General features: G+C 39.1%; 1 protein-coding gene. It reads right to left on the bottom strand.

Going from position 1 to position 872, the window contains the following annotated elements; genetic code table 11:
* The coding region (locus CSUIS19073_RS08245) for a flagellin hook IN motif-containing protein (protein WP_337214419.1) at positions 1-872 on the bottom strand (872 nt) is incomplete at both ends.

Raw genomic sequence — 872 nt, 5'->3', positions numbered from 1 at the left:
AAGTATTTACGCCACCGGCTTGGTCGCCATATCCACCACCAGCATTAGAAGCTCCACCATCGAAGTAGCCCATTGCTTTGGCTATTGTTGCACTTATTGTTCCAGAGTTCATATATTTTAAATTTACACTAGCTTGATTATATGTTGCACTAGCTTCTGAAGCCATAGAGATTGCTGCGTGAGACATACCGCTACTTACGACCGACATACCATTTAATCCTACCTTAATATCCCTAGCGTCTTGGCGAATAAATGTCATAGTTCCTAAAAATACAGCACCACCACCAGCACTACCATTAGATGCTCCGGTAACTTGACCGCCCATATATTTAGCAGTTTCAGAAAACGCTCCAATCTTAATAGCTCTACCATCTTTGGCAGCTAGGACTAATTTACCATTTTCTATACTTGCTTCTACACCAGTTTCATCTTTTTTAGCGTTGATAGCTCCGATTAGTGTGTTATCACTATCATTGGCTTTTACGGTTACATTACCGATTGTTACACCATTGATAGTTAAATTCTGAATTGTTCCGCCAGATACGCCATCACTTAGAATTTGCGTGTTATTTACAGTTACTTTTACGCCAGTTTTATCGCTTACACCATTCATCATCTCAGCAATTGCTTTGTAGCCATCTTTTTGGATTACTGTTCCAGAGATTGTTTGAAATGTGTAGCCACTAGGATAGCCATCAACTCCGCTGAGTTTTACAATAATATCTTGGGCTGATAAAGCACTTATATGTGAAAACACCGCATTATTCGTAGTCTCAAACCTAGTATGCCCTATAGTATTTGAATTTGTAGCACCTATACTTACCTTAGCAGTCTCATTACTATAAGCACCTATTTGGAAGTTTTTGTTTGAG

It is taken from the genome of Campylobacter sp. RM19073, from assembly GCF_024723495.1.
Classification (GTDB): Bacteria; Campylobacterota; Campylobacteria; order Campylobacterales; family Campylobacteraceae; genus Campylobacter; species Campylobacter porcelli.
Note: the sequence above shows the minus strand (reverse complement) of the source record. Positions and strands in the feature narration are given on the sequence as shown.